This window comes from Rhizobium sp. SRI_017 (assembly GCF_057586295.1).
The window spans coordinates 1-24997 of sequence record NZ_JBYCZP010000016.1 but is presented as its reverse complement, the minus strand read 5'-3'; the positions used below and the strand labels follow the sequence as shown (position 1 = coordinate 24997).

The window sequence follows — 24997 nt, the reverse complement described above, 5'->3', positions numbered from 1 at the left end:
ATGCGCCGTCATGGCGCGCGGTCGCTGTTGCTTAATGCAGCGTTCCCTCATCCATATCCGGCGCGGCCCACATCTTTTCGAGACTGTAGAATTCGCGGATTTCCGGGCGGAAGACATGAACGATGATGTCACCGGCATCGATCAGCACCCAGTCGCCGATCTCCAAACCCTCGATACGCGGGCTGCCGAAGCCTTCGGCCTTGAGATCGTCGATCAGATGTTCGGCAATCGCCGTCACGTGACGGTTCGAGCGACCGGATACGACCACCATGTAGTCGCCCAGTGCGGATTTGCCTGATATGTCGATTGAGATGACGTTTTCAGCTTTTGAGTCTTCGAGGCTTTCGAGGACCAGCTTGAGAGCTTCGGCCGCAGCGGTCTCGCTACGTTCCAGGCTCCGGGAGTAGGCAACGGATGCCACCCCTTTCGCGTGCACTGTTGTCAGAGATTTGTCCTTTCTTACCTGAACAGTCATGCATCCGGCGCAAGTGCCGGATGTTCAAAGATAGTCACTAAACCTTAAAACTTTCAAGACAGAGCGGTTAACTATTGAGGCTCATTCGTTAATTGGGAAGGTTTCGCACAAGGATGGGACTTTAGCCAAATCGGCCGTTTGCCTTCCGTCGAGCGCGGGTGTCTTGAGCTTTCCGGGATGCCAAGGCAAGCTGAGGGGCATTCATAGCTTGTGTGGCCGGGAGGCTTCAGGTGCCACATTCAAATATCGATGCCGTTGCACGTAAACGCGCGCGCACGCTGCGGAGCAAGCTGACCAAAGCTGAAAGGGATATGTGGGACATGCTCCGCGAGTTCAGGCCTTACGGCGCCCGGTTTCGGCGGGAGACGCCTGTTGGTCCTTACATCGCGGATTTTGCATGGCTATCGGCCCGGCTGATTGACGAGGTCGATGGCGATACGCACGAGACCTTGGCAGGACGGGCTCACGATGCACGGAGAGATGCTTTTCTGAAAGCTCAGGGATTTACGGTCTTGAGGTTCGACAACGGACAGGTGATCGAGGGATCTGACCATGTCTTTGCCGAGATCGAACGACACGTTCGTCATTTGCTGAAAGACTACACGGAGATCTGAAGGACCCCTCCTAAATCCTCCCCACAAGGGGGAGGACTTAACTCGCGGCACCCTCTCACGGAATTCGTACGGCTACAGGATGTGGTGACGTTGCCTTAGGCAATGGGAGGGCAGCTGGATTAAGTCCTCCCCCTTGTGGGGAGGATTTAGGAGGGGTCTTTCTTTATCCCTCACGGAATCATCCCACCCAGCAGCTTCGGATCCGCGCCGCTGGCGATCGACGCCTGCTTGATGAAGAAGCTTTTGAGCCCCGGCATCCGGTCGACCAGCCCGAGTCCGAAATCGCGGATCACGCGAACCGGCGTCACATCGTTCGAGAACAGCCGGTTGAGCACGTCGGTGGTCACGCCCATGCGGAACGTGTCGAAGCGCCGCCAGCGCTCGTAGCGCTCCAGCACAGTCATTGCGCCGATATCGAGCCCCAGCCGGTCGGCATCGACGATGGTCTCGGCGAGAGCCGCGACATCCTTGAAGCCGAGATTGAGGCCCTGGCCGGAGATCGGGTGGATGCCATGTGCCGCGTCGCCCGCCAGCGCGAAGCGGTTGGCGACGAAGGCGCGGGCGAGCGTCAGGCCGAGCGGGAAGGCGCGGCGCGGGCCTACCGGCCTGATGTGGCCCAGCTTGTGGCCGAAACGACGCTCCAGCTCTTCCTCGAAGACGAGGTCGTCGGCCATCACCAGCCGATCGGCATCTGCAGTACGCTCCGTCCAGACCAGTGACGAGCGGTTGCCGGGCAGGGGCAGAATGGCGAACGGGCCGGCCGGCAGGAAGTGTTCTTCAGCGACGCCATTATGCGGACGCTCGTGCTCGACCGTGGTGACGATGCCGGACTGGCCGTAGTCCCAATGCACGGTCTTGATGCCAGCGATGTCACGCAGCTTTGATTTCGCGCCGTCACAGGCCACCAGTAGCCGCGCCTCGATCGTTTCACCGGTCGAGAGATTGGCTGTGGCCGAGCGCTGGTCCGTGGTGAAGCTGTCGACGGTGGTGCCGAAACGCAGCTCGACTTCCAAGTCCTTCGCGGCCGCGAGAAGCGGCCCTATCAATGCAGGATTGGGGACCATATGGGCAAAGGGCTCACCCGGACCGGCTTCGCCATCGAAGGTCAGGAAGACCGGCCGGACCGGATCGGAGGTGCGGGAATCGGTGATTTCCATGCGGGTGATCGGCTGGGCCTCCGGCAGCATCTTCTCCCAGAGACCGAGGGCATCGAGCATCCGTGAGGCCGCTGCTGCGATCGCCGAGGCGCGTGCATCCTTCTGCCAGACATTTTCCGGCGCGGCATCGACGACCATGACGTTTAGATGCGGCGCCGCCTTTTTGATCGAGACGGCAACCGAGAGCCCGACATAGCCGCCGCCGCCAACCAAGATATCCAGCATGGTCAACTCCTTGAAATGCGGGTGCCAAGTGTTGGCTTGCCGCCGCTGTTGTCCGGAGTATAGAGGACGGAGCAATGTGACGAAACAGCGTCGAGAAGCCAAAATGCCGCGCCCTGCCAACAGCCTCACCAGCATGGAACACCTGATCGACATCCTCGATCTCGAACAGATCGAGGAAAATCTGTTCCGCGGCGAGAGTCCTGATGTCGGCTGGCAGCGGCTGTTCGGTGGGCTGGTGATCTCACAGGCGCTGGCCGCCACCCAGCGTACGGCACCGGCCGATCGCTTCGTGCATTCGCTGCATGCCTATTTCCTGCGGCCTGGCGATCCGGCCATTCCCGTGGTCTATGAGGTCGATCGTATTCGCGACGGCGGCAGCTTCACGACGCGACGCGCCATCGCCATCCAGCACGGCAAGCCGATCTTCGCGCTCTCGGCCTCTTTCCAGTCGGACGAAGAGGGGCTGGCCCATCAGATCGCAATGCCCGATATCACCCCGCCTGAAGACCTGCCGGATTCGGATACGATCTACGAAAAATTCCTCCGCGACGCGCCGGAACATATCCGCCGTTTCTGGATGCGCGAGCGGCCAGTCGAGATCCGCCCGGTCTCGATGACGCATTACATCTCCTCCGACCGGCTCGAGCCGAGTCAGCATGTCTGGGTCAAGGCCAATGGCGTGGTGCCGAAAGATCGCCGCACGGCTGCCGCCGTGCTCGCCTATGTATCCGACATGACGCTGCTCGATACATCGCTTTTTCCGCATGGCCTTTCCGTCTTCGACCGGACGCTGCAGGCCGCGAGCCTCGATCATGCGATGTGGTTCCATTCCGATCCGGATTTCTCCGACTGGCTGCTCTACACACAGGACAGTCCCTTCTCTGGGGGAGGGCGCGGGCTCAGCCGTGGCGCGATCTACACCCGTACCGGCCGGCTGATCGCCTCGGTCGCGCAGGAAGGTCTGATTCGGAAACGTGCATCTGATTAATTTCTGACCAATTTTTATATTTTGCACATTTTTTGGTCGTTCTTGCCGCGAGTGACTGCCCGTTTTTTAGGGCCTCGGAAAAAAACCGTTAAAAAACAGTTATCTAGTGACCGTTCGCGAACTGGCACGCGACTTGTATTCCTCCTAGGCAGTCACGGGAGGGCACTGTTTCCCGCGATCTTGCAAGGGGGCGGGTCTCCGCCCGCATATTCGTCAAAGGATGGGAAACCAGATGAAAATTGTGATGGCTATCATCAAGCCGTTCAAGCTGGATGAAGTGCGCGAAGCGCTTACCGGCGTCGGCATCCAGGGCCTCACCGTAACCGAGGTGAAGGGTTACGGCCGGCAGAAGGGGCACACGGAAATCTATCGCGGTACGGAATATGCCGTCAGCTTCCTGCCCAAGCTGAAGATCGAGGTCGCGGTTCCCGCCGATCTCGTCGACAAGGCTGTCGAGGCCATCGCGGCCGCTGCCAAGACCGGCCAGATCGGTGACGGCAAGATCTTCGTCTACTCGATCGATCACGCTGTCCGGATCCGCACCGGCGAGACTGATTCCGAAGCGCTCTGACCGCCGCACATTTCCCAGGGGAGTTTTACCGAATGTCACTTTCTAAGATCTTCAACCCGATCAGCACGGCCTGGCTGACGCTCGGCGTGACGCTGGCGCCGGTCATTGCCTTCGCGCAGGATGCCACGGCACCCGCCGCGCCCGCTGCCGTTCCAACGCCCGACAAGGGCGACACGACCTGGATGCTCGTCTCGTCCGTCCTCGTTCTCCTGATGACGGTTCCTGGCCTCGCCCTCTTCTACGGCGGCCTCGTCCGCGCCAAGAACATGCTGTCCGTCCTGATGCAGGTCACAGCGATCGCCGCCGTCGCGATGATCGTCTGGATTGTCTACGGCTATTCGATGGCCTTTACGGATGGCGGTGGCATGAACACCTTCATCGGCGGCTTCTCCAAGATGTTCCTGATCGGGATTGATCCCTCGAAGGTCGTCGAGACTTTCTCGCGCGGCGTCGTCATTCCGGAATATACATTCGTCGTCTTCCAGATGACCTTTGCCGCGATCACGCCCGGCCTCATCGTCGGCGCTTTCGCCGAGCGGGTGAAATTCTCGGCGGTCATCCTGTTCACCATCCTGTGGCTGACCTTCGTCTACTTCCCGATCGCCCATATGGTCTGGTGGTGGGCCGGTCCGGAATTCGCCTCCACGAATACGGCTGACGCAACCATCGCAGCTGCGGGCCTCATCTGGGCTTTCGGCGCCATCGACTTCGCTGGCGGCACCGTGGTTCACATCAATGCCGGTATCGCCGGTCTCGTCGGCGCCTATATGGTCGGCAAGCGCACCGGTTTCGGCAAGGACATGATGGCGCCGCATTCCATGACGCTGACGCTGGTCGGCGCCGGCCTGCTCTGGGTCGGCTGGTTCGGCTTCAATGCCGGCTCCAACCTCGAAGCCAATGGTTATGCGGCACTCGCAATGATCAATACCTTCGTCGCGACGGCTGCGGCTCTGCTCTCGTGGACGGTGGTCGAAACCCTTGCCCGCGGCAAGGCTTCGATCCTCGGTGCCGTTTCCGGCGCCGTGGCGGGCCTCGTCGTCATCACCCCGGCCGCCGGCTTTGCCGGCCCGATCGGCGCGGTTGTCATGGGCCTCGTGGTCTCCCCGGTCTGCTACTTCTTCGTCTCGACGGTGAAGAACAAGTTCGGCTACGACGATACGGCTGACGTCTTCGGCATCCATTGCGTCGGCGGCATCATCGGCGCGCTGCTCACCGGTGTGTTCGTCAATCCGGCTCTTGGCGGTGCGGGCATCGTCGATTATGCCGCAGGCGGTGCAGCGGTCTACCCGGGTACGGCAATCCAGGTCTGGTCGCAGTTCAAGGGCGTGCTCGTGACGCTGCTGTGGTCCGGCATCATCTCGGCGATCCTCTTCAAGATCGTCGATCTGGTCGTCGGCCTGCGTGTTGCTGTCGAAGCCGAGCGCGAAGGTCTGGACCTCGCCTCCCACGGCGAAGCTGCCTACCACTCGTAACGAGCTTGCGGCGCGGAACAACCGCGCCGCTCATCCTCCCGTCGCGGCATATGTTTACATATTCCGCTTTTGGCCCGGCAAGCGATTGCCGGGCCCTTTTGTTGCCGCGCGTTTCAAGCTTCGATAAGACGGCTGTGCTCCAGGCGGTCAAGCCTCTCAGACCAGACCGGCCATAAGGGACGATGAATGCGAATGCTGCTCACGGTCTGCGCCATCGGTGGTCTGGTTCTCGCGCTCGCCGTCGTCGTGGCCGGCGAGCAGGTCTGGGCACTCGATCTGCTGACCTTCTTCTGGCCGGTCTTCAGCCTCGTCGCCGGCATGCTTCTGCTCTTGACCCTGCCGTTCGGGAGCAGCGTCGCCCGGCTCGCTGCGCTTGCCGCCGTCGGCACTTGCGCGCTCCCGTTCATCATGCTGCCCCCTTCGCCCGATAAAACGGCCGGCGAGAAGATCCGCATCCTCATCGCCAATCTCTATGTCGGCAATCCCGATCCGCGTCCTTTCGTTGCGCTTCTCACCCGCACGCAGCCCGACATCGTCGTCACGCAAGAGACGCGCCGGTCTTTTGTCGAGGCGATCAGGGGCTCTGGCCTTTTTCCGTTCGAAACCGAGGGCGCGCTTTCGGATGCCGACGACAAGAAGGTGTTCAGCCGCTATCCGATACGCGAATACCGGCAGCTCGCGGACTTGCCGGGCCGAAAGGTCGAGCGCCACGCGATGCGGCTGGTGATCGAAACCCCGGCCGGACCCGTCGTCGTCTACGCCGTCCATCCCGATACGCCGCGCAGCGTGGAGCAATGGCATGAGCGCAACGCCTATTTCGAACGACTCGCTGCCGCGATCCGCAGCGAAGCACCGGACATGCCGGTCGTGGTGGCGGGAGACTGGAACCTGCCGGCACATTCCGCCTTCTTCCGTGAATTCTTCGCCGCGACACACTATCGTTTTGCCCGGTCCGGCTTCTGGCCGCCGGTCACGCGCTTTGCAACGCGGCTTGCGCCTATCGGCTATTTCGGTTCGACCATCGATCACGTTGCCGTCTCGCCGCAGCTGCGCGTGACAGGCTGGAAACGCGGCACCGACATCGGATCGAACCATCTGCCCGTCATTGTCGACCTCGCCCTGCCGGCCGCCAATGCGCTCGCGAGCCGGTAACGCTTGGTGACCGACTTCCTCGCTCTCCTCGGCCTCTTCGTGACCTGCCTTGCTGCGGGTTCGATCGTGCCGATTCCCTCTGAGGCCGCCTTCGTCGGACTGATCCTCACGGGGGATTTTGCCGTCTGGACACTGGTCGCCATCGCAACGGCGGGAAACGTCACGGGGGCCACGATCAATTGGCTGCTTGGCCTTGGCGCAAGCCGTTTCGAAGGCCGGCGCTGGTTTCCAGTATCCGCGGTGGCGCTGGATCGGGCGCGACACTGGTATCATCGCTACGGACGCTGGTCGCTGCTGATGAGCTGGGTGCCTATTGTCGGTGATCCATTGACGATTGCGGCAGGCGTGATGCGCGAACCGCTTTGGTCATTCCTGCTCTTGACCGTCACGGCAAAGCTTGCGCGCTATCTCCTGGTCGCTGCCGCCGCATTGACATGGGCCTGACGCTGCAGTGAAGCAAAGGTCGTGCCGCAGAAGAAAATTGATATAAAACAAATTCTTAGCGATGTGCGTGGCGCCGAAACCTTCTTTTAGCCGTTGCTGTTTCAACCTTGCTACACTCACTGCAGTCCTCTCGCCGCAATATATGGACGTATATAACGACTTCATGCTTGTTGCGGCCACGGTTCATCCCGAACCAGTCTCTTCAAGGGAGGAAGTCATGCTGCATCAGAGAATTCTCGAGCATCCGTTCAAGCTGCGTTACGGCAACTTCATCGGCGGCGAATGGCGCGAGCCGGTCGAGGGCCGCTATTTCGACAACATCACGCCCGTCACCGGCGGCAAGCTCTGCGAGATCCCGCGCTCGAGCGAGAAGGATGTCGAGCTTGCCCTCGATGCCGCCCATGCCGCCAAGGACAAGTGGGGCCGCACTTCGGTGGCCGAGCGCGCGCTGCTGCTCAACCGCATTGCCGACCGCATGGACGCCAATCTCCAGCTTCTCGCCCAGGCCGAGACCTGGGACAACGGCAAGCCGCTCCGCGAGACCATGGCGGCCGACATTCCGCTGGCCATCGACCATTTCCGCTATTTCGCGGCCTGCATCCGTTCCCAGGAAGGTTCGATCGGCGAGATCGACCATAACACGGTCGCCTATCACTTCCACGAACCGCTCGGCGTGGTCGGCCAGATCATTCCCTGGAATTTCCCGATCCTGATGGCCGCCTGGAAAGTCGCGCCCGCGCTCGCCGCCGGCAATTGCATCGTGCTCAAGCCGGCCGAACAGACCCCGGCCTCGATCCTCGTTCTGGCCGAACTGATCGCCGACATCCTGCCGCCGGGCGTACTCAACATCGTCAACGGCTTCGGCCTCGAAGCCGGCAAGCCGCTCGCCTCGTCGCCCCGCATCGCCAAGATCGCCTTTACCGGCGAGACCTCGACCGGGCGGCTGATCATGCAATATGCCTCGCAGAACCTGATCCCGGTGACACTCGAACTCGGCGGCAAGTCGCCCAACATCTTCTTCTCCGACGTGATGGCCGAGGACGACGACTATCTCGACAAGGCGCTCGAAGGCTTTGCCATGTTCGCGCTCAACCAGGGCGAGGTCTGCACCTGCCCGTCCCGCGCACTGGTGCATGAGAAGGTCTTCGACCGCTTCATGGAAAAGGCCGTCGCCCGGGTCGAGAAGATCAAGCAGGGCAACCCGCTCGACATCGAGACCATGATCGGCGCCCAGGCCTCCTCCGAACAGCTGCACAAGATCCTCTCCTATATCGAGATCGGCACGCAGGAAGGCGCCAAGGTCCTGACCGGCGGCGGGCGCAACCTGCTCGAAGGCGATCTGGAACACGGCTTCTACGTCGAGCCGACCGTCTTCCAGGGTCACAACAAGATGCGCATCTTCCAGGAGGAGATCTTCGGTCCGGTCGTGTCCGTCACCACCTTCAAGGACGACGAAGAGGCGCTCGCCATCGCCAACGACTCGCCCTACGGCCTCGGCGCCGGCGTCTGGAGCCGTGATGCGAACCGCTGCTACCAGTTCGGCCGCAATATCGAGGCCGGCCGCGTCTGGATCAACAACTACCATGCCTATCCGGCACATGCCGCCTTCGGCGGCTACAAGCAGTCCGGCATCGGCCGCGAGACCCACAAGATGATGCTCGATCACTACCAGCAGACCAAGAACATGCTGGTCAGCTACTCTCCCAAGGCGCTCGGTTTCTTCTGAGCATAGCGAGAAGACGCGGGCGCACCGCGCCAAGCCGGCCTCCTTCCGGGGGCCGGTTTTTACTTGTCCGCATCAAATGTAGCGACCGACCTTGGCCTTCAGGAGCCGCACCAGGGCCGGGTCCATGTAGTCGTAGTCGTCGGGAATATCGAGGCAGACGACGCGCTTGCTGCCGAGATGCATCCTGAACCGACTGCGCAGCTTGTTGAGATGAGCCCTCTCCATCACGAAAATGACGTCCGCCCAGTCGACCATTTCACCGTCGATTGGTGTCTCGGCATCGTTGTTTGTTCCCGCCGACATGGTCTCGATACCGGGATATTGTGAAAAGACATGCTCGGCCGTCGGGCTGCGGAGCTTGTTCTGGCTGCAGATGAAGAGAAGGTTTCGGGGCTTTGGCATGGCGCGCTTTGAGATGACGTTCAAGCTGGGAACGCAGGGCCTGCCGCCGCTATTCGAGCGCATCTGGCCGTTTCGCGCAGACTGCGGGAAGCGCTCTTCCAGCCAGGCCTTGCCGAAGGCGCACATCGACGCGGCATCGACCAGCACGACGGGCCAATCGCCGACCTTGCTTTCTGCCCCTTCGCCCGAGGACGGAAACGCCCGGACGATCTCGGCGAAATAATCATCCACCACCACACTTGGCCGTCGCGCAGCAGCGGCACTTCATGCGGTTGCCGGCGATGTCTGCGAGATGCCCGGAATGATGCGGCTGCGTCGTCGTGTCGAAGGGCGCAGCTGCCATCATTCGTTTGGACCTCCCGGCCATTTTGGCATGATCGTTCCGGAGTATTTCGCCGCCGAACACGTTCGCGCTGTGTCATCGGCGATTTTCGTTGCCGGATCGTCCAAATGCCTACGGCATCCAGGCCCAACGATTCTATGTTTTTCCTCTGAGATCTTCCCTCCTGCCAGACGCGCGCCATCTTTCGCGACCCTGTCTCCCAGGGAACAATCGGAATTCCTCAGTTGAATAATTTCAACCGAACGGTCGTCGTGGCTGCAGGAACGAGTAACAATCATTTCAGCAGAGGCTCACATGACAAAACATATTCTCGATAAGGATCTCAACAAGTCCTGGAAGATCAAAACCGACAACGACACCTGGATCGTTGCCGAGGACGCCAAGATCAACGTCGCGGACAAGTCCGGCATCATTGGCGGTGGCCATGCGGGATCGACGATCCGCGTCCTCGGCGACATCACCGTCACCGGCACCACCGCTTCCGGGGTGTACGCCGACGGAGAGGGCACCAAGGTCGTCTTCGGCAGACACGCTCACATCGACGCTAGCGAAGCCAGCGGCGGGCTCGGCAGCGGCGTCAGGGACGTCACCGGCATCAACAACGGTTTCATCGAAACCGGGGCCTTTTACGGCCTCCATGGCAGCGCCAGTTCGCTGATGATCAACAACGGTCGGATCGAAGGTTACGGCGGCATCCTCACCTTCTCCTATGCCGGCGAGGACTCCGAGGCCAGAAACAGCGGCGTCATCAAAGCCAGTGCGTCGGGCATGGCCGGCGCCGGCAATGACGGCACATCCGTCGAACTCACCAACTTCCAGAGCGGAAAGGTCATTTCGACCAATATCGCTGCCGAGTTCAGCAATGGTACCGACGGCCTCTTGACCAATCATGGCCTGCTCAAAGGCACAAACTACGCCGTGAAGGACGGCGCCGGCGACTCCACCGTGATCAACACGGGCAAGATCATCGGCACCATCGACATGGGCGAAGGGCAGGACATGCTAGACCTGATGAAGGGCGCGCTCGACGGCATCGCCTATGGTGGCCAGGGATCTGACGTCTACAAGGTTTCCAGCCAGGACACGGATATCCGCGAACTGTTCTTGGGCGGTGTCGACACCGTTCAGAGCACGGTTTCCTATGTGCTGAAGGCGAACTTCGAATATCTTGAGCTGCTCGGCACCAGGAGCATCCACGGCACCGGCAACAGCGATGCGAACACGCTGATCGGCAATTCCGGCCACAACACGCTGCTCGGCATGAACGGCGCCGACAAGCTTTCCGGCGGCCTCGGCAACGACATCCTGGAAGGCGGCGACGGCGGTGACACTTTCGTGTTTTCGACCGGCTTCGGCTCCGACGTGATCGAGGATTTCCAGAACGGAATGGACAAGGTCGACATCTCCGCCTGGACCGGCGTCGACAGTTTCGCCGATTTCCTGGCCAACCATCTCTCCGTCGATGACGGCGATGTCCTGATCCAGAATGGCAGCGACACGCTCCGGCTCACGGATGTCACGGTGAACCAGCTCGACCCGACCGACTTCGTTTTCTGAATCTGTTCAGACCGTGGCCCGTCCCCGGGCGGGCCACGTCACACAGACTGCGTGTTGCCCACCGCGATGCCCAGCCACTCGATGTCGGCACGAAGCGAGGTGGTCGGTGCGGTCATGATGTCTTCGCCGTCACGTCTCCTGGCTGTCGATGATCCCCTTGGTGATCGAGCCTTCGGCCGGATAGAGCGGGATCAGGCAGGCCTGCAGGGCGTGATAGATGTCGCCCTTGCCAGCGAAGATCGTGTGGGCCGGCTTGAGATCTTCGGTCAGTTCCTCATGCCAGCCACCATTGCGACGATCGAGGAAGTTCGCGGCGATCGTGTCCCAGATCAGCCGGTAGCTGCTCTCGTGCATGTCCGACGGCACGTGGCTGATCAGGAAGCTGCTGGCACCCGCCGCTTCCGCCATCGGCCACCACAGCTTGGAGCGCTTGGCCGGCGCGTCATTCCAATCGAGCGTATAGAAGAAGCCGCCCTTGTCATGGTCCCAGCCGAGCGCCATGGATTGGGCGAAGAGTTCTTCTGCCGCGCCTGGCATCCAGGTCTTTTCGCGTCCGCCCAGGGCATAAAGCTGCAGGATCAGCCGCGCCCATTCCAATGCGTGGCCAGGCGTGGTGCCGGAAGGGCGGAACATCTCGTTGCCGCGGTAGTCCTTGAGCAGGTTCCAGTTCTCGTCGAAATGCTCGCCGACGCGGAAGCCGGTCTCGCGGGCACGGCGGTTGATGATCAGGTCGGCGATGCGCTCGGCCTTTTCGAGATAGAAATCCTCGCCGGTCGCCTCGTAGGCCGCCATCAGCGCCTCGGTCAGGTGCATGTTCGAGTTCTGCCCGCGATAGCCCGGGATCGGCGACCAGTCGGGCTCGAATTCCTCGGCGATGGCGCCGTGTTCCTCTTCCCAGAACTTGTTCTCCAGGATTTCGGTCACGTCGGCCAGCATTTCCTCGGCGATCGGATGGCCGACCAGCGTCGCGGAAGAGGCGGCGAGCAGCACGAAGGCGTGGCCATAGCCCTGCTTGGTTGCATCCTTCGGCCCGTCATTGCCCATCGTCCAGAAATAGCCGCCATGCTTGCGGTCGCGATGATGGTTCCAGAGCCAGTCCATGCCATGGTCGATCAACTGCGAGCAGCCGGGGCGGCCGAGCAGATGGCCGATCACCATGCAATGGACCATGCGGGCCGCGGTATGGATGCCGCGCACCGGATCGTCGCCGCCGAGCGGATTGCCGCTGTCGTCGAATTCGAAGAAGCCGCCCTTGGGGTTGATCGAGCGGTGCTGGAAATAGTCGAACAGGCTGATAGCCTCGGCCATCAGCCAGTCGCGATGCGTGGCGAGGGTGACCCAGCTTTGAGCGGTCATCATATTCTCCCGGTGAAAATCTGTCGCCGCGGCCAGCGGCATTTCGATCGACTCTGAGGCGGTGTTCCTGGTCTATGCGGCCGCTTCGTGCTCTTCCGTCGCCGCTTGCCACACTTCCCGTGCCGCGTCCAGATTCATGACCGCGATTGCAAAGCCGACGATCAGGTCCGGCCAGGCGGTCTGCCAGAGATATGCCGTGACCAGGCCTGCAAGGATGATCGCGACATTGGCGAAGGCATCGTTCCGGGCCGACAGGAAAGCTGCCTTGGTCAGGGAGCCGCCGGCATGGCGATAGGCAGCCAGCAGACGTGCGCAACCCAGGTTGACCGCGAGTGCGCCCAACCCGGCAAGCGACAGGGCAAATGGGGCAGGCGGAAGGGGGTTGAAGAACTTGTGCCATGCGGTCCACAGAAATGCGACGGCCGGCGCGAGCAGTATCAGCGCCATGGCCGCGCCGACCCGGGCGCGGTTCCTCGCCGACCATGCCATGGCAAAGAAGATGAGCATGTTGATGGAAGCGTCTTCCAGAAAGTCGGCACTGTCAGCCATCAGCGAGGCGGAACCGATGGCCAGCGCCACAGCGAACTCGACCCCGAAATAGGCCAGATTGGCAAGTGCGACAATCATGACGGCACGTCGCAGGCCGGGACCCGGGTCTTTCATGGCGTGACGCTCGCTCGACAGATCTTGCCTGGCAAACCCTCTTCAAACAGCAAGTGTGGAAAGCCGCTGCTCGGCCAGCCGCACCCAGTAGGACACGCCGTGCGGAATGACGTCGTCGTTGAAATCGTAATCCGCATTGTGCAGCGAGGCGGTATTGCCATTGCCGATGAAGATGAAATTGCCCGGCCGGGCATTGAGCATATAGGAGAAATCCTCGCCGCCCATCATCGGGTTGACGTCCGGGTCGATATTCGGAAGGCCCGCCACGTCGCCTGCCGCGTTGAGTGCCACGCCCGTCTGCTCGCCGTGGTTCTTGGTCACCGGATAGCCGGTGTGGATCGAGACCGTTGCCTGGGCGCCGAGGGCCGCGGCAACGCCTTCGGAAATTTCCTTGAGCCGCTTCTTGGAGAGCTCGCGCATTTCGGCATTGAGCGTGCGGATCGTGCCGGCGAAGCTCACCTCGTCGGGGATGACATTCGATGCATCGCCGGCCTTGAGGATCGTCACCGAGACGACGGAGGACTGCAGCGGGTCGACATTGCGCGATGCGATGGTCTGGACCGCCGTAATGATCTGCGCGGCAATGACGACTGGGTCGATCGTCGTATGCGGCATCGCGGCGTGGCCGCCACGACCCCTGACCGTCACCCGAAACTCGTCGGTCGAGGCCATGATCGGGCCCGAGCGGGTGGCGAACTTGCCGAGATCGAGGCCCGGCAGGTTATGCATGCCATAGACTTCGGAGATGGCAAATTTTTCCATCATCCCGTCATTGACCATTTCGCGGCCGCCGCCGCCGCCTTCTTCGGCCGGCTGGAAGATCACCGCGATCGAGCCGGCAAAATTGCGCGTCTCGGCGAGATATTTCGCCGCACCCAGCAGCATGGCGGTGTGTCCGTCATGGCCGCAGGCATGCATCTTGCCCGCCGTCTTCGACGCCCAGGCCTTGCCAGTCTTTTCAGTAATCGGCAGCGCATCCATGTCGGCGCGCAGCCCGATCGTCGGCCCGTCGCCCTTCGCGCCCTTGATGACGCCGACCACGCCGGTGCGGCCCAGGCCTTTTACAACATCGTCGACACCGAATTCACGCAGTTTGGACTCGACGAATCCTGCGGTCTTCACGACATCGAAATTCAGTTCCGGCATTTGGTGGAGTTCGCGGCGCCAAGCGGTGATTTCCGCATGCATTTCGCTCACACGGTTTAGGATCGGCATATTCTGTCACCTGTCATTCACATCGCGAAATGCCGGATTCCCCGGCAAAAACTTTCTAGGGCATCTGCCATTTCTCTGCCATATAGGGTAAATATGGCCCGGTCAAAAGTTTCCCGACTACATCTTTGGGTAAGGGACAGGATGAAAACTGTATTCCGCCGCGCCGCCATGAAGGCCGCCGTTGCAACTCTCGGAGCCGCACTTTCCATGGGCATCGTCGCCCAGGCGGTGGCTGGTCCGCATATGCTCGTCGATATCCGGACCGGCAAGGTGATCGAGCATGAGGATGCCTTCCAGAAATGGTATCCGGCGTCGCTCACCAAGCTGATGACCGCCTATGTCGCCTTCCGTCAGGTCAAGGCGGGCCGCATGACGCTCACGACTCCCATGGTGATGAGCAAGCGTGCCGCCGCCGAGCCGCCGTCGAAGATCGGCCTCAAGCCCGGCCAGGCGCTGACGCTCGATGACGCGCTCAAGGTGCTGCTGGTGAAGTCCGCCAACGACGTCGCCTTCGCGATCGCCGAAAATGTCGGCGGCACCAAGGAGAATTTCGTGGCGATGATGAATGCCGAAGCCCGCCGGCTCGGCATGAACTCGACCAATTTCATCAATCCGCACGGCCTGCCCGGCGCGGGCCAGTATACGACCGCGCGTGACCTCGCCGTGCTGGTTCTCGCGATCAAGCGCGAATTCCCGCAGCATGCCGGCTATTTCTCGCTCGAGGGCGTGATGGTCGGCAAGAAGAAATTCGGCAATTACAACAAGCTGATCGCCCGTTTCGACGGCGCCGACGGCATGAAGACCGGCTATATCTGCGCATCGGGCTACAACCAGGTCTCGACCGCGACTCGCAATGGACGGTCGGTGATCTCGGTGGTGCTCGGTTCCGACAGCCTCGCCGGCCGCACCGTCCTCTCCGCCGATCTCCTGCAGAAGGGCCTGACCGACGGCGCCGGCTTCAGCGATCCCTCGATCTACAAGCTCAAGCCCTATGGCGCGACCCGCGACCAGGTGGCCGACCAGACCGAGGTCATCTGCTCGAAGAAGAAGGGCAAGAAGGTTCGTTCGGAAGCCTCGGACGAAGTCGGCGACAACAAGACCTCACCCTATGTGCATGAGATCACCCGGCCGCTCGAATTCGCGGTCGTCAGGGTCATTCCCGTCGACAAGGATTCCCCGGAAGCCGTCGAGGAAGAAGTGGCTGACGCTTCGCCGCTCGTGGTCTTCGGCCGCAAGTTCACGGACATTCCGATCCCTGAACCGCGGCCGGTTAACTGATGGTTCTACCATCTGAGCGCATCCCGGTGAGCATCCTCACCGGCTTTCTCGGCGCGGGCAAATCCACGCTGTTGAACCGCTTGCTGCGCGACCCCGACATGCGGGACACCGCCGTCATCATCAATGAATTCGGCGAGGTCGGCATCGACCATCTGCTTGTCGAGTCCTCCGGCGACGCGATGGTGGAACTGTCCAATGGCTGCCTCTGCTGCACCGTGCGCGGCGAGTTGACCGATACGCTGGTCTCGCTCCGCGAAGGGCTGGCCACCGGCCGCATCAAGGCGCTTCGCCGCGTCGTCATCGAGACGACGGGCCTTGCCGATCCGGCTCCCGTCATCCAATCGATCATCGGCGCCACCGAGATCTCCCGCGACTATTCCGTCGATGGCGTCATCACGCTGGTCGATGCGGTCAACGGTCTCTCGACGCTCGATCATCACGAGGAAGCCCGCCGGCAGGCTGCGATGGCCGACCGCCTGGTGCTGACCAAGAAGACGCTTGCGGAGCCCTCTGCGATCGCCCTGCTCATCGCCCGCCTCAAGCTGCTCAATCCGATCGCCGAGATCGCCGATGGTGACGCCGAGGACGTCGCTCGCTACGCCACGCTCTCCTTCGGCCTCTATGATCCCGCGACCAAGATCGCCGATGTCTCGCGCTGGCTGCACGATGACCATGACCATCACGACCATGATCACGGCGATCACGATCACCACCACCATCACCACGACGAGTCGATCCGTTCCTTCTCAGTCATCCACGACCGCCCGATCGATCCGGCGGCGATCGGCATGTTTGTCGATCTCCTGCGCTCGGCCCATGCGGAAAAGCTTCTGCGCCTGAAGGCTGTCGTCCAGCTCACCGACGATCCCGACCGGCCCCTGGTGCTGCATGGCGTGCAATCCGTTTTCCATCAGCCCGAGCGTCTGCCGCGCTGGCCGGACCCGTCCGATCGCCGCACCCGCATGGTGCTGATCACCAAGGATCTCCCGGCAGACTTCGTCCAGAACCTGTTCGATGCCTTCACCGGCACGCCGCGCGTCGACCAGGCGGACCGCCAGGCGCTCGAGGACAATCCCCTCGCCATTCCCGGCCTGCGCTTTTGATCGGCCGTTTTTGATCGCCTGTTTTTGATCGGCTGACCAAGGTTCACGCAAGCCGCGGGCGCTAGCCTGCCCGGATGAACGGGACAGGCTTGCCATGATCAGCACCTCTGAAGACGTCATCGATTATCTGACTCGATCGGGCACGCTTGCCGACTTTCGCGAGGTCGGCGACGCCGTGCAGAAGCTCGCCGACCCCAGGCTCAAGAACATCTGCATGATCCACGGAACCGAGGTCAATCCGTTCTTCGTGCCCCATGCACAGCCCGGCATGCAGGCACTGAATTCGACGCAGTGGCTCTATGTCGTCTCGCAGGCGCGCGCCGCCGCCGCCCAGGGAAATACAAGGCGCATGATGGTCGCGGCGCCGATGAAGAGCGGCTCGACTTTCATCTCCAAATCGTTGGCCACCGCGTTCCAGCTTCCGCGCGTCAGCCTGATCATGCTGCTCGCTCGCGCCTATGACTATGCGATGTTGGGTGCTGCCACCCGGGCGCACGAGATCGATGAGTTGGCACTCCTCTCCGCCTGCTGCCGGCCCGACGGATTCATCGCCCATCACCACATGCTGGGCTCGCCCTTTCTAGCCAGCCAGGCAGCGCTCTATCGGCTCGATGTCATCCTCATCCGCCGCAACATATTCGACATGCTGGTCAGTCTCGACGATTTCACGCGCAAGCATCTCCTCGAAGACCCGCACCGCGAGACCTTCTTCCGCTATGGCGTACCGGCCAATTACGCGTCGCTCGATTTCGACCAGCGCATTTCGCGCCTGCTCGATCGCAATCTCAATTTCTATGTCAGCTATTATACATCCTGGACGCTCGCCGAGCACCACGGCCTGATCAAGCCTTTCTGGATTTCCTATGAGGATGAGATATCAGGTGGCGCGCGGGGGCTATCCGGCCGCATCGCCGAAGCCTTTGCCAGGAACGACGACGAGGCGGGTCGCGTCACCGCCGCGCTGGGCGAGGGCGGCAGGATGGAGCATATCCATTTCAACAAAGGCGTCGCGGGTCGCGGCCGGGCGATTACCGGCCGGAACCGCGAGCGCGTGCTCGAAGCCTTCGCCGATTTCTCCGAGGTCGCCGACTGGAGCGAGTTGCTGGCGTAAGCGCTATTCGGGTTTGAGTCCGTAACGCGCCTCGTAGACCTCTGTATAATGCTGCATGACGATATCCATCTCTGTCATCTTGTCACTGCCGGCAGCGTTGGCCATGGCTCGCACCCACGGCTTGGTCTCCTGCGAGAATTCGTAGACCGTCAGGCCATGCTCCTTCAGGATCTTTTCCGGATCGTCGCCAGCGCGCGAACCGACTGTGAGATGTGCCTGCACCTTGGCATAGTCGTCAAAGGTCGCGAGCTTGCCCTGGACCTCGGGAGTATTTTCGGCCCGCTCGAAACGACCGACGGCGGGATCGGCGAAGACCTCGGCGTAACGGCGGTACATTGGACCGGCCGGATCGCCCTTCTTGAGCTCCGCAAGGAAGGCATCATTGGTCGCGTTCCAGGTCTTCTCGTCGACGCCGAGCACCTTGAGCATCTCGGCCATCGGCTGGTTGTTGGCGAGCCGCGCATTGCCGGCCGCCCATTCCTCGAAGGTGATGCCATTGACAGGGGCGGGCAGGTCATCGCCAGCAAAAGCTGCCGGGGCGAGGATCAAGAAGACCGCGGCGAGCGCCAGGCGGATGGAGCGGAGGGTCATGATCTATCCTTCATTGTTCGAAACTACGGCGTCGCCAGGGTTCCAGGTCGGTTGGCTTCCGTGCCAACGCCAGGGCGCCGATCGCGTCTTCGTAGCTTCTCACCTCCACATCCCTGCCCGCCGCCTGCGCCTCGGCCTTGCGACGGAGCATTGAGGCATGAGCCAGATCCAGGCAGAGATCATGGGCGAAGTGAGGGCGCAGGATGACGCCGATGCCTTGCGGGGCCAGGGCGGCGAGGCCGCACAACTTTATCGCCACAACGATTGCGACAACGCTGGCGAGCCCGACGGCCATGGCGAAGATGCCAATCCAGGCACTCACCAGCATCGGCGTCAGCCATCGAGGCTGGAGCCGCTCGCGATAGGCCGCGGAATCGTACCGACCTGACCGTTCCGCCATCAGAGCGGCGGTCTCGCTCAGAGTCTTCTTGAACATCATACCCATAGCGGCCACGAGGCTCAGCGCCAAGAGCAGGGTCATCACCAGCGTCGCTTCGGTTCCCGACATGCCCATGTCAGAAGCCCGCATCGGTGGCGTCGAGATCGGCGACGTCTTGGATCACTGTCCTCTGTTCGCCGATCGGGACGCCGTCGCTCTTTTCGATATAGTACATACCGACCGTGTCCCGATCGATCACCTCTATCGCCGCCATTTCCAGCCTCCGATTGGATAAGGTGCAAGGCCGCTCGTGCCGCCGTGCGGAGTTGAGCGGCCAATAAAGACATCGAGAGAAGCTTGCTGTTTCCGCGGGAACAGGGAAGGCCGGCCAGATCGCTCCAAACGGCATTTTCCAGACGACGCAAAGGCCCGGGAGTTCTCGACGCGCTTTGAGGGCGTGAAAACCCCTCCAAGAAATTTCCACCTTTTCTATAACGGATGCAACAAGTTAAGCCCGATTTTCCACGGGGTCCAAACCCGTGCGAGAATCACTTCGTCCCGCATCGGCTACAACGCATGGCGATGCGTCGAGGCGGGGCCGGTGTTGCTGGTGTGGAGAGACGACGCAAAGCTCCATGCCAGGGCCTGTCGCAGAAAATGGTCCTCCTCGGGCCTGAAAAAGGGCCTGGCGTGCCTGTGAGGCATAGGAGGCATTCGAATGCCAGCCGGGGGTGATGGACCGGCACTTCCGGACTGCCAGCGATGGAGGACGGAGGAACATCGTGGGCGTGGAGGCTGAGCAAGCGTCTGCGTACCCAAGGCATTCGGTGACGCAGAGGGACCGGAGTTGCGCGGGAAGAACCACCGAACGGGGCACGGAAACGCGCCTTATCGGCTGCCGCGAGGCAGTCATACCTAACGTGGCACGGTTTCGTGCCCCGGCCGATATCCCATGCGAAAGCGGGGGGATCGGGAGACGTGCATGGTCAAGCCACGGGGCGGAACGGCTCGCGTGAACGCGGAGGTGTGTTTTGAGGTTACGGAGCACTTCATGCGCGCCGGAGCAAGCCCGGCAGGGAAGAGGGGTTATCCCAGATACGGGGCATGCGATCTGCCGTATCTTGACATTTTTCAATCCTATGGAAACGCACCCAAATTCTCTCCCAATCCCCTCTTTTTTTCCCCGACCCACCTTCCCATATTGCGGACAGACGGGAAATCACTTGATCCCGGCCGGCCAGCCTTCGGGGGGCCGATCTTGACCGACGCTGCCGTGCCTCGAATGGGCGGAGCGGGAAATGGAGAGACACTATGAACTTGCAGAAATATTCCGAACGAGTCCGCGGATTCCTGCAGAATGCGCAGACCTATGCGCTGGGCGAGGGTAACCCGCAATTCACCGCCGAGCATGTGCTGAAGGCGCTTCTCGATGACGAGGAGGGCATGGCCGCGTCGCTGATTTCGCGCGCCGGCGGCGATCCCCGCATTGCCAAGGCCGCGAATGATGAAGCGATCAGCAAGCTGCCGAAATCCACCGGCGGCAACAGTCAGCTTTCGCTTGCCCAGCCGCTTGCCCGCATTTTCAATGCGGCAGAGGAAGCCGCCAAGAAGTCCGGCGACTCCTTCGTCACCGTCGAGCGCCTGCTCGTGGCACTCGCCATCGAGACCACGGCCTCGACCGCCGAGTCGCTCAAGCGCGCCGGCGTCACGCCCGTCGGCATCAACCAGGTCATCAACGAGATCCGCAAGGGTCGAACCGCCGACTCGGCCAATGCCGAGCAGGGATTCGACTCGCTGAAGAAATATGCCCGCGACCTCACTGCCGAAGCCCGCGAAGGCAAGCTCGACCCGGTCATCGGCCGCGACGACGAAATCCGCCGCACGATTCAGGTCCTGTCGCGCCGCACCAAGAACAATCCGGTGCTGATCGGCGAGCCTGGCGTCGGCAAGACCGCGATTGCCGAGGGACTGGCGCTGCGCATCGTCAATGGCGACGTGCCGGAATCGCTGAAAGAGAAGAAACTGATGGCGCTCGACATGGGCTCCTTGATCGCCGGCGCCAAGTTCCGCGGCGAGTTCGAGGAGCGGCTCAAGGCCGTGCTCAACGAGGTCCAGTCGGAAAACGGTGAGATCATCCTGTTCATCGATGAGATGCACACGTTGGTCGGCGCCGGCAAGGCCGAAGGCGCGATGGATGCGTCGAACCTCCTCAAGCCGGCGCTCGCCCGTGGCGAATTGCACTGCGTCGGCGCCACGACGCTCGCCGAATACCGCAAGCATGTCGAAAAGGACGCAGCACTCGCGCGCCGGTTCCAGCCTGTCTTCGTCGACGAGCCCAATGTGATCGACACGATCTCGATCCTGCGTGGCCTCAAGGAGAAATACGAGCAGCATCACAAGGTCCGGATTTCCGATTCGGCGCTTGTTGCCGCAGCGACCCTTTCCAACCGCTACATCACCGACCGCTTCCTGCCCGACAAGGCGATCGACCTGATGGACGAAGCCGCTTCGCGGTTGCGCATGCAGGTCGATTCCAAGCCTGAGGAGCTCGACGAACTCGATCGCCGCATCATGCAGCTCAAGATCGAGCGTGAGGCGCTGAAGAAGGAAACCGACAATGCTTCGCGCGACCGGCTCGATAAGCTTGAGCTCGACCTAGCCAAGATCGAGGAGGAAGCCGGTGCGCTTACCGCCCGCTGGCAGTCGGAGAAGCAGAAGCTCGGCCTTGCCGCCGATATCAAGAAGCAACTGGACGATGCCCGCAACGAACTGGCGATCGCCCAGCGCAAGGGTGAGTTCCAGCGCGCCGGCGAACTGGCTTATGGCGTGATCCCCGGTCTCGAAAAGCAGCTCGAAGCCGCCGAAAGCAACGGCGACAAGACCACTGCCGATCTGGTGCAGGAAGTCGTGATCCCCGATCACATCGCGCATATCGTGTCGCGCTGGACCGGTATTCCGGTCGACAAGATGCTGGAGGGCGAACGCGAAAAGCTGCTCAGGATGGAAGACGAACTGGCCAAGTCCGTCGTCGGCCAGGGCGAGGCCGTGCAGGCCGTGTCGCGTGCCGTCCGTCGTGCCCGTGCCGGGCTCCAGGATCCGAACCGGCCGATCGGCTCGTTCATCTTCCTCGGCCCCACCGGCGTCGGCAAGACCGAGCTTACCAAGTCGCTCGCCCGTTTCCTGTTCGACGACGAGACGGCGATCACCCGGATGGACATGTCCGAATATATGGAGAAGCACTCGGTCTCGCGCCTGATCGGTGCACCTCCGGGCTATGTCGGCTACGAGGAAGGTGGCGCCCTGACTGAGGCCATCCGTCGCCGGCCCTACCAGGTGATCCTGTTCGACGAGATCGAGAAGGCGCATCCCGATGTCTTCAACGTGCTGCTGCAGGTCCTCGATGACGGCCGCCTGACCGATGGTCAGGGCCGCACCGTGGACTTCAAGAACACGATCATCATCATGACCTCCAATCTAGGCGCGGAATTCCTTACCCAGCTCGGCGAGAATGATGAAGTCGAGTCGGTGCGGGAAATGGTACTCGGCGTGGTCCGTTCGGCCTTCCGTCCGGAATTCCTCAACCGCGTCGACGAGATCATCCTGTTCCATCGCCTGCATCGCAAGGAGATGGGCGCGATCGTCGATATCCAGCTCGAGCGGCTGATGAAGCTGCTTGCCGATCGCAAGATCGTGCTGGAACTCGGCGCCGATGCGCGCGGCTGGCTGGCCGACAAGGGTTACGACCCGATCTATGGCGCCCGTCCGCTCAAGCGGGCGATCCAGCGCTATATCCAGGACCCGCTCTCCGAGCGCATCCTGTCGGGCGATTTCCCGGATGGATCGAAGATCCTGGTGTCGTCAGGCTCCGACCGCCTGGTGTTCTCGGCCAATACCAGCGACGCCACGCAGGAAGCGGCCTGATCCATTGGGTAAAAGGTGAGAAATGTAAGCCGGCGGCAGCAGTGCCGCCGGTTTTCTACTGCGTCTCGGCGACCTTGACGGTCGCGGCATTGCCGAGAAGTGTGTCGATGCGCTTACGCTCCTCCTCGAAACGGGACAGCATGTCGCCCTTGAGCGTCTTGCCGGCCGGCAGGCGGATGCGCTGCGGGTCGACCTTGTTGCCGTTGACGATCACTTCGTAATGCAGATGCGGCCCGGTCGATTGACCCGTCGTGCCGACCCAGCCGATCACCTGCCCCTGCCGGACGCGGGCGCCTTCCTTGACGCCCTTGGCGATGGCGCTCTGGTGATTGTAGGAGGTGACATAGCCGTTCGGATGCTGGATCAGCGTCTGGTTGCCGTAGCCGCCCTTGTCCCAGCCGGCGTTGAGCACGACACCGTCACCCGCCGCGATGATCGGCGTGCCGCGCGGTGCCGACCAGTCGACGCCGGTATGCATCCGCATATAGCCCAGGATCGGATGCCTGCGCATGCCGAAGCCGGAACGGAAGGTGCCGCCGGGCAGCGGGTTGCGGATCAGGAAGCGCTTCGGATTCTTGCCTTCGGTGTCGAAATAATCGACCGAATTGTCATCCGGGTTCTGGAATCGGTAGAGCCGGGTCTCGTTGTCGCCGAACTTGGCACGGACATAAAGCAGCTCCGACTCCTCGGTCGCTTCGCCGTCGGCATCCTCCAGCGAATAGAAGACCTCGAGCGCGTCGGTCGGCTTCAGCCGCGCCTGGAAGTCGACGCTCGGTGCGAGCAGCCTGACCAGCCGGCCCGTCATCTCCTTGCTCAACCCATAGGACAGCGAGGCGCGGTAGATACCGTCATAGACCCGCGGCAGGTCACCGGTATCGGCGACCTGCACGCCATCATCATCGAATGCCGTGGCGATGGCGGCAAGCTGGGGCGGTTCGGTGCCCTCGATCAGCTGGCCCTTGTCATTGACCGCGGCAGTCAGCAGATGGGCGCCATGCGCATAAAGGCTCGCCCTGACGATCCGCGCCTTCTCGCCCTGCTGGATGATGCCGAGCCGCAGCACTTCGCCCTCGGCCAGTTCATTGCGGCCCAGCGCCTGGGCGAAATAGGCCTCGATCGCTTTCGAGTCGGGCTGCGCATAGCCGGCGGCCAGCATCACCGCCGTCACCTTGGCCGGCTTGCGCACGGGCAGGATGTCATCGGCATATTCGGGCGTCGTCGGCGTGATTGTCGTCGGCATCGCGACACTTGAATTCTCCTCCACCACGCGGGCGGTCACCCGGGAGAGAAGATCGAGCGCATCGCTGTCGGAGGAAAAGCGCTGCGGGTCGACATAATAGAGCGTCGCGACCTGCGCCGTCCCCTCGGTCAGAACCGATCCGTTGGTCCGGACATTCTCCTCGACCTCGTCGAGTGACATGGACGGTGCGAGCGTGAAAGGTGCCCGGTCGGTCGGGAAAGCGTCGGTCTTCAACGCGACCTCGGATTCGACATCCGAACCATAGAAGACGGGAGAGGGGGCCACGGCGACATCCCGCTCGCCCTCGGCCACGATATTGAGCGGGTCGAAGCGCGGATAACTCTGGTCGGTGGCATAATTCGCGGCGAGCGCCATCTTTACATGGGCGAAGGGTCGCTTGCGGATCACCTGGCTCTCGCCCTCGACGACCACGGTCGGCACTTCCATGACCGCCTTGTCGGCCGGCTTGGCGGCAATGGCCGATGTGATCAAGCGCTTGCCCTTGATAACAGACGTCGGTCCGACCCGATCATCGGCATCCTGGCGGGTGATGACAGAGGCTTCCGCAGGCGTGGTGAGGATCTGCCGTCCCTCGACGGCGGCAAAGAGCGCGACACCCATAAGGATGGACGCGGTCAGGCCGGTGAGGAAGGTGCCCGAGAGCCAGCGCAGCGATACCTCGCGCCGGTCGGGCGTACGCCGTCCCTCTGCAAGGATCGGCGCTTCGGAGCCGATCGAGCGTATGATCTTCTCATCAGTCATATAAGACGGATTTCTCCCACGAGGCCTGTCGGCCGCCAAAATCAGTGCAATAATCCCCGCACCAAGTCAAATCAGCCCGCGCGTGTGAAGGCATCGAGAAACGCGATGAGCGCCTTTCGGGGAGAAAATGTGAAATTTCGCGGGCAAAACGCATTATTTTGTGCGCCGCGGGGCGATTTTGACCAGGTTTTGCGCCGCAACATGCTGCAATTCTCGGGTTTTCAAAAAAACTTCACAAACCGGATTTTTTCT

At 61.8% G+C, this 24997-nt stretch carries 23 protein-coding genes; 12 read left to right on the top strand and 11 right to left on the bottom strand.

What is annotated here, in order from left to right:
• Positions 1–31: 31 nt before the first annotated feature.
• Positions 32–475: a ribosome silencing factor gene (gene rsfS / locus AC2YI2_RS27015; RefSeq protein ID WP_487389629.1), complete on the bottom strand. Its 444-nt coding sequence runs from the start codon at positions 473–475 to the stop codon at positions 32–34.
• Positions 476–705: 230 nt separating this feature from the next.
• Here rsfS and AC2YI2_RS27010 point away from each other — a divergent pair, with 230 nt between their 5' ends.
• Positions 706–1089 (top strand): endonuclease domain-containing protein, encoded by a 384-nt coding sequence (locus AC2YI2_RS27010; protein ID WP_487389628.1) that lies wholly within the window; start codon positions 706–708, stop codon positions 1087–1089.
• Positions 1090–1259: 170 nt separating this feature from the next.
• Here AC2YI2_RS27010 and AC2YI2_RS27005 read toward each other — a convergent pair whose 3' ends face one another.
• A complete protein-coding gene (locus AC2YI2_RS27005; RefSeq protein WP_487389627.1) occupies positions 1260–2471 on the bottom strand; it encodes a ubiquinone biosynthesis hydroxylase in 1212 nt (403 codons plus the stop codon).
• A gap of 103 nt (positions 2472–2574) precedes the next feature.
• On the opposite strand from AC2YI2_RS27005, the gene tesB reads away from it, so the two are divergent.
• From tesB to adh, 6 genes are all read left to right on the top strand, one after another.
• Positions 2575–3459, top strand: a complete 885-nt coding sequence (gene tesB / locus AC2YI2_RS27000) for an acyl-CoA thioesterase II (protein WP_487389626.1) — start codon at positions 2575–2577, stop codon at positions 3457–3459.
• Between the two features lie 220 nt (positions 3460–3679).
• Positions 3680–4030: a P-II family nitrogen regulator gene (locus tag AC2YI2_RS26995; RefSeq protein ID WP_487389625.1), complete on the top strand. Its 351-nt coding sequence runs from the start codon at positions 3680–3682 to the stop codon at positions 4028–4030.
• Between the two features lie 32 nt (positions 4031–4062).
• Entirely contained in the window at positions 4063–5502 is a 1440-nt protein-coding gene (locus tag AC2YI2_RS26990) for an ammonium transporter (protein ID WP_487389624.1), read from the top strand.
• 186 nt (positions 5503–5688) lie between these two features.
• Positions 5689–6654, top strand: a complete 966-nt coding sequence (locus AC2YI2_RS26985) for an endonuclease/exonuclease/phosphatase family protein (protein WP_487389623.1) — start codon at positions 5689–5691, stop codon at positions 6652–6654.
• A gap of 6 nt (positions 6655–6660) precedes the next feature.
• Positions 6661–7098, top strand: a complete 438-nt coding sequence (locus AC2YI2_RS26980) for a YqaA family protein (protein ID WP_487389622.1) — start codon at positions 6661–6663, stop codon at positions 7096–7098.
• A gap of 217 nt (positions 7099–7315) precedes the next feature.
• Positions 7316–8824 (top strand): aldehyde dehydrogenase, encoded by a 1509-nt coding sequence (gene adh, locus AC2YI2_RS26975; protein ID WP_487389621.1) that lies wholly within the window; start codon positions 7316–7318, stop codon positions 8822–8824.
• A gap of 72 nt (positions 8825–8896) precedes the next feature.
• On the opposite strand, the gene AC2YI2_RS26970 is transcribed toward adh, so the two are convergent.
• Both AC2YI2_RS26970 and AC2YI2_RS26965 read right to left on the bottom strand, forming a co-directional pair.
• Positions 8897–9226, bottom strand: coding sequence for a low molecular weight protein tyrosine phosphatase family protein (locus AC2YI2_RS26970; RefSeq protein WP_487389778.1), 330 nt, complete (start codon positions 9224–9226; stop codon positions 8897–8899).
• Positions 9227–9449: 223 nt separating this feature from the next.
• Positions 9450–9572, bottom strand: a complete 123-nt coding sequence (locus tag AC2YI2_RS26965; protein ID WP_487389620.1) for a hypothetical protein — start codon at positions 9570–9572, stop codon at positions 9450–9452.
• Between the two features lie 291 nt (positions 9573–9863).
• Between AC2YI2_RS26965 and AC2YI2_RS26960 the strand changes: the two genes are divergently transcribed.
• Positions 9864–11126 carry a calcium-binding protein gene (locus tag AC2YI2_RS26960; RefSeq protein WP_487389619.1) on the top strand — a complete coding sequence of 421 codons (1263 nt, stop codon included), beginning with the start codon at positions 9864–9866 and terminating at the stop codon, positions 11124–11126.
• 129 nt (positions 11127–11255) lie between these two features.
• Here the strand turns inward: AC2YI2_RS26960 and AC2YI2_RS26955 are convergent, their stop codons facing one another.
• The 3 genes from AC2YI2_RS26955 to AC2YI2_RS26945 all read right to left on the bottom strand — a co-directional run bounded on the left by AC2YI2_RS26955 (position 11256) and on the right by AC2YI2_RS26945 (position 14360).
• Positions 11256–12482: an AGE family epimerase/isomerase gene (locus AC2YI2_RS26955; RefSeq protein ID WP_487389618.1), complete on the bottom strand. Its 1227-nt coding sequence runs from the start codon at positions 12480–12482 to the stop codon at positions 11256–11258.
• Between the two features lie 72 nt (positions 12483–12554).
• Complete coding sequence (locus AC2YI2_RS26950) at positions 12555–13145, bottom strand: cation efflux transmembrane domain-containing protein (protein WP_487389617.1); 591 nt, start codon at positions 13143–13145, stop codon at positions 12555–12557.
• Positions 13146–13187: 42 nt separating this feature from the next.
• Positions 13188–14360 (bottom strand): M20 aminoacylase family protein, encoded by a 1173-nt coding sequence (locus AC2YI2_RS26945; protein ID WP_487389616.1) that lies wholly within the window; start codon positions 14358–14360, stop codon positions 13188–13190.
• 141 nt (positions 14361–14501) lie between these two features.
• Between AC2YI2_RS26945 and AC2YI2_RS26940 the strand changes: the two genes are divergently transcribed.
• The 3 genes from AC2YI2_RS26940 to AC2YI2_RS26930 all read left to right on the top strand — a co-directional run bounded on the left by AC2YI2_RS26940 (position 14502) and on the right by AC2YI2_RS26930 (position 17852).
• Positions 14502–15638 (top strand): D-alanyl-D-alanine carboxypeptidase family protein, encoded by a 1137-nt coding sequence (locus tag AC2YI2_RS26940; RefSeq protein ID WP_487389615.1) that lies wholly within the window; start codon positions 14502–14504, stop codon positions 15636–15638.
• Positions 15638–16741, top strand: a complete 1104-nt coding sequence (locus tag AC2YI2_RS26935) for a CobW family GTP-binding protein (RefSeq protein ID WP_487389614.1) — start codon at positions 15638–15640, stop codon at positions 16739–16741. Before AC2YI2_RS26940 ends, AC2YI2_RS26935 begins: the two co-directional genes overlap by 1 nt.
• A gap of 94 nt (positions 16742–16835) precedes the next feature.
• Positions 16836–17852, top strand: a complete 1017-nt coding sequence (locus AC2YI2_RS26930; RefSeq protein WP_487389613.1) for a hypothetical protein — start codon at positions 16836–16838, stop codon at positions 17850–17852.
• Between the two features lie 3 nt (positions 17853–17855).
• Here AC2YI2_RS26930 and AC2YI2_RS26925 read toward each other — a convergent pair whose 3' ends face one another.
• The 3 genes from AC2YI2_RS26925 to AC2YI2_RS26915 are packed head-to-tail and all read right to left on the bottom strand — an operon-like array spanning position 17856 to position 19096.
• Positions 17856–18443, bottom strand: a complete 588-nt coding sequence (locus AC2YI2_RS26925) for a DUF6620 family protein (RefSeq protein WP_487389612.1) — start codon at positions 18441–18443, stop codon at positions 17856–17858.
• A 10-nt stretch (positions 18444–18453) separates the two neighbouring features.
• Positions 18454–18951, bottom strand: a complete 498-nt coding sequence (locus AC2YI2_RS26920) for a hypothetical protein (protein ID WP_487389611.1) — start codon at positions 18949–18951, stop codon at positions 18454–18456.
• A 7-nt stretch (positions 18952–18958) separates the two neighbouring features.
• Positions 18959–19096 carry a hypothetical protein gene (locus AC2YI2_RS26915; RefSeq protein WP_487389610.1) on the bottom strand — a complete coding sequence of 46 codons (138 nt, stop codon included), beginning with the start codon at positions 19094–19096 and terminating at the stop codon, positions 18959–18961.
• Between the two features lie 1037 nt (positions 19097–20133).
• Between AC2YI2_RS26915 and clpB the strand changes: the two genes are divergently transcribed.
• Positions 20134–22743 carry an ATP-dependent chaperone ClpB gene (gene clpB / locus AC2YI2_RS26910; protein WP_487389609.1) on the top strand — a complete coding sequence of 870 codons (2610 nt, stop codon included), beginning with the start codon at positions 20134–20136 and terminating at the stop codon, positions 22741–22743.
• A gap of 55 nt (positions 22744–22798) precedes the next feature.
• Here clpB and AC2YI2_RS26905 read toward each other — a convergent pair whose 3' ends face one another.
• Positions 22799–24745: a M23 family metallopeptidase gene (locus AC2YI2_RS26905; RefSeq protein ID WP_487389608.1), complete on the bottom strand. Its 1947-nt coding sequence runs from the start codon at positions 24743–24745 to the stop codon at positions 22799–22801.
• Positions 24746–24997: the final 252 nt, after the last annotated feature.